Source organism: Rubrimonas sp. (genome assembly GCF_036788415.1).
Taxonomy (GTDB): Bacteria; Pseudomonadota; Alphaproteobacteria; order Rhodobacterales; family Rhodobacteraceae; genus Rubrimonas.
Genome location: NZ_DAIQNN010000146.1, coordinates 1 through 5,207, shown reverse-complemented (window position 1 = coordinate 5,207; position 5,207 = coordinate 1). Strand labels below are relative to the sequence as shown.

6 protein-coding genes are annotated in these 5,207 nt (G+C 71.7%); 5 read left to right on the top strand and 1 reads right to left on the bottom strand.

Features of this window, described 5'->3' with window-relative positions; genetic code table 11:
• Window positions 1-1,014: carotenoid 1,2-hydratase (locus tag V7Q31_RS17255; protein WP_333835090.1), on the top strand; the 1,014-nt coding region annotated here is incomplete at its 5' end.
• Between the two features lie 7 nt (window positions 1,015-1,021).
• Here V7Q31_RS17255 and V7Q31_RS17250 read toward each other — a convergent pair.
• Window positions 1,022-1,768, bottom strand: a complete 747-nt coding sequence (locus tag V7Q31_RS17250; RefSeq protein ID WP_333835089.1) for a type 1 glutamine amidotransferase — start codon at window positions 1,766-1,768, stop codon at window positions 1,022-1,024.
• Between the two features lie 222 nt (window positions 1,769-1,990).
• On the opposite strand from V7Q31_RS17250, the gene V7Q31_RS17245 reads away from it, so the two are divergent.
• The 4 genes from V7Q31_RS17245 to V7Q31_RS17230 form a co-directional block, all read left to right on the top strand.
• Window positions 1,991-3,145, top strand: a complete 1,155-nt coding sequence (locus V7Q31_RS17245) for an ABC transporter substrate-binding protein (protein WP_333835088.1) — start codon at window positions 1,991-1,993, stop codon at window positions 3,143-3,145.
• A 69-nt stretch (window positions 3,146-3,214) separates the two neighbouring features.
• Complete coding sequence (locus V7Q31_RS17240; RefSeq protein ID WP_333835087.1) at window positions 3,215-4,138, top strand: branched-chain amino acid ABC transporter permease; 924 nt, start codon at window positions 3,215-3,217, stop codon at window positions 4,136-4,138.
• A complete protein-coding gene (locus V7Q31_RS17235; RefSeq protein ID WP_333835086.1) occupies window positions 4,135-5,049 on the top strand; it encodes a branched-chain amino acid ABC transporter permease in 915 nt (304 codons plus the stop codon). The genes V7Q31_RS17240 and V7Q31_RS17235 overlap by 4 nt, the downstream gene beginning before the upstream one ends.
• Window positions 5,046-5,207, top strand: a 162-nt coding sequence (locus tag V7Q31_RS17230) for an ATP-binding cassette domain-containing protein (RefSeq protein WP_333835091.1), incomplete at its 3' end; no start/stop codon positions are given. The genes V7Q31_RS17235 and V7Q31_RS17230, both read left to right, overlap by 4 nt.

Genomic DNA, 5,207 nt, shown 5'->3' with positions numbered 1-5,207 from the left:
GCCGATGGCGGCGATGTCGGGGCGGCTCGCGGCGCAGGCGGCGCTGGAGGATCTGGGGATCGACTGGACCTCGCCGACCGCAGCGCAGACCCGAGGCCGCGCTTCGACCAGCCCTGCCCGCAAGGCGGCTATCTCTGGTGGTATGTCGACGCCGTCTCCGACGACGGCCGCCACGCGCTGACCTTCATCGCCTTCGTCGGCTCGGTCTTCTCACCCTATTACCACTGGTCGGGCCGGCGCGAGCCGGAGAACCACATCTGCCTCAACGTGGCGCTCTACGGCGCGCCCAGCCGCTGGGCGATGACCGAACGCGGCCGCAACGCGCTTGAGCGGGCGCCGGACCTGTTCGGCATCGGCCCGTCCGCGCTGCGCTGGGAGAATGACGGCCTGACGATCGACGTCTGCGAGCGGGCGGTCCCGCATCTGACGAAGCTGCGCGGGCGCGTGCGCATTATGCCGCAGACGCTGAACGCGCGCGGCTTCGCCCTCGACGACGCCCAGCGCCACATATGGCGGCCCATAGCGCCGACCGCGCGGGTGGAGGCCGAGTTCTCAAGCCCCGCGATGCGCTGGAGCGGGCAAGCCTATATCGACACGAATTTCGGCTCCGAGCCATTGGAGGCGGGCTTCGAGCGCTGGGACTGGTCGCGCTGGACGCTCGACTCCGGGCGCGGCGCGATTCTCTACGACGTCGAGCGGCGGCAGGGCGGTCGGCGCTCGCTGGCTCTCCGCTTCGGCCATGACGGGGACATCGAGGAGCTGGAGCCGCCCGCCCGCGCGCCCCTGCCCGGCACGCTCTGGCGGGTGAAGCGCGAGCTGCAATCCGACGATCCGGGGGCGGTTCGCGAAGTTCGACGGCTCGAGGACGCCCCTTTCTACGCCCGCGCCGAGATGGCCTCGCGGCTTTTCGGCGAGGCGGCCCATGGCGTGCACGAGACCGTGGACGGAGACCGCTTCGCCAGCAGCTGGGTGAAGTTCCTGCTGCCCTGGCGGATGCCCCGCGTTCTCGAATAGGCGCGGCTCAGGCCGGCCCCCGAGCCTCGGCGACGGCGCGCAGATAGCGGGCGAACATCGCGCCCACGGCGGCGTTGTCGACCGGCGCGCCGATGCTGTCGAGCGCAGCGCGCGCCAGCGCCTCGGGCACGCGGGCCTCGTCATGCAGATGCTGGGTCAGGTCGCGCTTGAAGGCGGCGTTCATCTCGGGATGCGGCTGGATCGACACTGCGTCGGGCGCATCGGGGTCGCCATAGGTCAGCCCGGCGTAGACGCAGCCCGGCGCCGTCGCCCAGACCTGCGCGTCCTGCGGGACCGCCACGACCTGATCCTGATGCATGCTGTGCAGCCGCAGCCGCTCCGGCGCGTCGGCGGCCCATCGGGGGCGCGCCGCGACTTCGAATTCGTGCGGCCCGAGCCGCCAGCCGCCCTCGTGCTTCACCGCCCGCCCGCCGAACGCCTCGGCGAGGATCTGGTGTCCGAAGCAGATCCCGACGATGGGCCGCCCCGCCGCGCGCACCGCGCGCAACCACTCCTTGAGCGGGCCGATCCACGGCACGTCGGCGTCGTAGACCCCGTGGCGCGACCCGGTGATCACATAGCCGTCGAACGACTCGGGGGCGGGCAGGTCGGCGCCGTCGACCAGCGCGACGGTCTCGAAGCGCATCCCCGGCGCGTGCGGCCCGATCAGAGCTTCCATCATCGCGGGATATTCGCCATGGCGCTGCGCGAGATCGCCCCGCACCCGCCCCGTCTGGATCACGCCGATCCGCATGCTCCGCCTCCCGCAACCGCCGCGCGAACCGGCGCGGCCCCCTGCTTCACCGCCTGATCCCACTGCGCCGGGGCGGCGGTCAAGACGCCCCGTCTCGCGGCGCCCGTCTTTCGGCGCCTGTCTTGCAGCGAGGCCCCCCGCCAAATAGCGTCGCGGCGGAACAGGCGGCGCCAGGACGTCCCGCGCGAAACGGGGCGGCGGCGCGGACAGGGAGAGACGGAGATGACCAAGACGGGACGCCGCGCGCTCGCCGCGGCGCTGGCGCTGGGCCTCGGCGCAGGCGCCGCGCAGGCCGAGCAGATCGACGTGGGCATGATGCTGACGCTGTCGGGCCCGCCCGCAGCGCTCGGAACCCACATCCGCGATGGCTTTCAACTGGCGCTGGAGGAGCGCGGCGGCAAGCTCGGCGGCTTCGACGTCAATCTGATCGTGGTGGACGACGAGCTGAAGCCGGATGTGGCGGTCGGCAAGGCGAAGGCGCTGGTCGAGCGCGACGGCGCCGACATCGTGGTCGGCACCGTGTTCTCCAACGTGATGATGGCGGTGTTCAAGCCGGTGATCGACGCGGGCGTCGTGCTCGTCAGCCCCAATGCCGGGCCCGCCCCGCTGGCGGGCAAGGGCTGCCATCCGCATCACTTCAACGTCGCCTGGCAGAACGACGGCAACCACGAAGTCCTCGGTCGCCATGCGACCGAACAGGGTTACGCCCGCCTCGTCCTGATCGCGCCGAACTATCAGGCCGGCAAGGACGCGATGGCCGGCGTCAAGCGCTTCTACGAGGGCGAGGTCGCCGACGAGATATTCACCCAACTCGGCCAGCTCGACTTCTCCGCCGAACTCGCCCGGATCGCGGCGCTGAAACCGGACGCGGTCTATGCGTTCATGCCGGGCGGCATGGGCGTGAACCTCGTGCGCCAGTTCGCGCAGGCGGGGCTCGACATGCCGTTCCTGTCGGCCTTCACCGTGGACGAGACGACCCTGCCGGCGACGCAGGACGCCGCCCTCGGGATGCTCGCCGGCGCGCAATGGGCGCGCGACCTCGACAACCCGGTCAACGCCGCCTTCGTGCCCTCCTTCGAGGCGAAATACGGCTACGCCCCCTCGCTCTACGCGTCGCAGGGCTACGACGCCGCGCTGATCCTCGATGCGGCGCTGGCGGCGGCGGGGACGGCGGAAGCCGGCGCGCTGTCCGCGGCGATGAAGGCCGCCGACATCGCCACCACGCGCGGCGCGTTCACTTTCGGGTCCAACAACTTCCCCGTGCAGGACTATCACCTCGTCGAGGCGGTGAAGGAGGGCGACGCCTATGTGATGAAGCGCGTGCGCACCGTGTTCGAGGACCACGCCGACGCCTACGCCGCCGAGTGCCGGATGTAGCCGACGCGCCCCGGGATCGAGATGGCGGGCCGGGCGCGCGCGTCCGGCCCGATCCGAAGGAACTCTCCGATGTCGCTGACGCTCTTCGCCGTGCAGACGCTCAACGGTCTGCAACTGGGCCTGCTGCTGTTTCTCATCGCGGCGGGGCTGACGCTGGTGTTCGGCGTGATGGACTTCGTGAACCTCGCCCATGGCGCGCAATACATGGTGGGCGCCTATCTCGCCTTCGTGTTCTACGGCGTCACCGGGCATTTCGGCGCGGCGCTGGCGCTGGCGCTCGTCGCGGCGCTCGCCCTCGGCCTCGCGATGGAGGCGCTCGTCTATCGCCATCTCTACGCGCGCAGCCATCTCGACCAGGTGCTCGCGACCTTCGGGATCATCCTGATCCTGACCGAAGGCGCGACCGCCATCTTCGGCCCTGCGCCCCTCAGCCTGCCCGCGCCCGAATTCCTGTCGGGGACCGTGCCGCTGATGGACGGCTTCGGCTACCCGGTCTACCGCCTCGCCATCCTCGCCGTCGGCGCTGCGGTGGCCGCCCTCCTCTACGTCCTCGTGCGCCACACCCGCATGGGGATGCGCGTGCGCGCGGGCGCGTCCGACCCGGCGATGATCGGCGCGCTGGGGGTGGACATCGACCGGCTGTTCATGGGCGTGTTCGGCTTCGGCGCGATGCTCGCGGGCCTCGCCGGCGCGCTCGCCGCCCCCGTCTTCGCCGTCGAGCCGCATATGGGCGACAATCTGCTGATCCTCGCCTTCGTGGTCATCGTGATCGGCGGCATCGGCTCGATCCGCGGCGCGTTTCTCGCAGCCCTCATCGTCGGCCTCGTGGACACGCTCGGCCGGTCATTCTCGACCGACCTCGCCCGCCTCGTCTTCTCTCCCTCCGTCGCCAACGACGTCGGCCCCGCGCTCGCGGCGATGGCGGTCTATCTGCTGATGGCGTGCGTGCTGTTCCTGCGCCCGCAGGGCCTGTTCCCGGCGAGGGGCGGATGAGGGCGCTCGCCGTTCTCGCCGCCCTCGCCCTCGCCCCCTTCGCGCTCGAGGCTGCGGGCGCCGGCTGGTGGATGCAGACCCTCGCGCGCGGCCTGATTTACGCCATCGCCGCGATGGCGCTGCAACTGGTGCTCGGGCGCGGCGGGCTGGTCTGCTTCGGCTTCGCGGCCTTCGTGGGCATCGGCGCCTATGCGGTGGGGATCTCCTATGCGCACGGGCTGGAGGAGGGGTTGCTCACCTTCCCGCTGGCGATGGCGTCCGCCGCCGGCTTCGCCGCGCTCACCGGGCTCGTCGCGCTGCGCACGCGGGGGGTCTATTTCATCATGATCACGCTCGCCTTCGCGCAGATGGCCTATTTCTTCGCCACCAGCCTTTCGGCCTATGGCGGCGACGACGGGCTGACGTTGTGGAACCGCTCCACCCTCGCGGGCCGCCCCCTCGTCGAGGACGACCGCGCCTTCTACTGGCTCGTCCTCGCCTGCGCGGCGGCGGTCTGGGCCGGCCTGCGCGCGCTCGGCCGCAGCCCCTTCGGCGCCGCCCTCGACGGCGCGCGGCGCAACGAGGCGCGCATGGCCGCCCTCGGCTACGACGCGACCGCGATGCGGCTGGCGGCTTACGCGCTGGCGGGCGCGCTCGGCGGGCTCGCCGGCGCGCTGCTGGCCAACCACGCGGAATTCGTCAGCCCCGCCTACATGAGCTGGCTGCGCTCGGGCGAGCTGATCGTGATGGTGGTGCTGGGCGGAACGGCGAGCCTCACCGGCGCCGCCATCGGCGCGCTGGCGCTGGTCGGGCTCGAGGAGGCGCTGCCCAAACTCACCGAGCACTGGCGGATCATCCTCGGCCTGATGGTGCTTGGCGTGGCGCTGTTCCTGCGCAAGGGGCTCGCCGGGCTGGCGGAGCGCGGCGGATGACCCCCGTTCTGGAGGCGCGCGGCCTGCGCAAGAGCTACGGCGCCCTGCGCGTGACCGACGGGGTCGATCTCGACGTGCGGGCGGGCGAAGTCCACGCGCTGATCGGCCCGAACGGCGCCGGCAAGACCACGCTGATCGCCCAGATCGCCGGCGCGCTG

Excerpts from the sequence above, each read along its gene's own strand:
- V7Q31_RS17250 (WP_333835089.1), bottom strand. The coding sequence starts at position 1,768 with ATGCGGATCGGCGTGATCCAGACGGGGCGGGTGCGGGGCGATCTCGCG.
- V7Q31_RS17245 (WP_333835088.1), top strand. The coding sequence starts at position 1,991 with ATGACCAAGACGGGACGCCGCGCGCTCGCCGCGGCGCTGGCGCTGGGC.
- V7Q31_RS17240 (WP_333835087.1), top strand. The coding sequence starts at position 3,215 with ATGTCGCTGACGCTCTTCGCCGTGCAGACGCTCAACGGTCTGCAACTG.
- V7Q31_RS17235 (WP_333835086.1), top strand. The coding sequence starts at position 4,135 with ATGAGGGCGCTCGCCGTTCTCGCCGCCCTCGCCCTCGCCCCCTTCGCG.